Annotated in this window: 1 rRNA gene; it reads right to left on the minus strand. The window is 54.5% G+C overall.

The annotated features are described in order from the left end of the window. Window positions 1–635: ribosomal RNA gene (locus tag GMJ66_RS20255) — 23S ribosomal RNA — on the minus strand; the annotation flags it as partial.

Consider the following 635-nt stretch of genomic DNA (forward strand, 5'->3'; position numbering starts at 1 on the left):
GGGCGAAGCTAGCGCTCCGCTTTCTAAGGCTCCCACCTCTCCTGTACAAGCTGCACAGACATTCAATATCAGGCTACAGTAAAGCTCCACGGGGTCTTTCCGTCCTGTCGCGGGTAATGCGCATCTTCACGCATAGTATAATTTCACCGGGTCTCTCGTTGAGACAGTGCCCAAGTCGTTGCACCTTTCGTGCGGGTCGGAACTTACCCGACAAGGAATTTCGCTACCTTAGGACCGTTATAGTTACGGCCGCCGTTTACTGGGGCTTCGGTTCTAAGCTTCGCCTTGCGGCTAACTCTTCCCCTTAACCTTCCAGCACCGGGCAGGTGTCAGCCCCTATACTTCGCCTTTCGGCTTCGCAGAGACCTGTGTTTTTGCTAAACAGTCGCTTGGGCCTATTCACTGCGGCTCCACGGCAATGGAGCACCCCTTCTCCCGAAGTTACGGGGTCATTTTGCCGAGTTCCTTAACGAGAGTTCTCCCGCTCACCTTAGGATTCTCTCCTCGCCTACCTGTGTCGGTTTGCGGTACGGGCACCTGTGACCTTGCTAGAGGCTTTTCTCGGCAGTGTGAAATCAGGAACTTCGGTCTAAAGTGACCTCCCCATCACAGCTTGAAATGGCCAGGCGGATTTG

Origin of the sequence: Oceanobacillus salinisoli (assembly GCF_009733865.1) — a bacterium.
In the GTDB taxonomy this organism is placed as follows: domain Bacteria; phylum Bacillota; class Bacilli; order Bacillales; family Amphibacillaceae; genus Oceanobacillus; species Oceanobacillus salinisoli.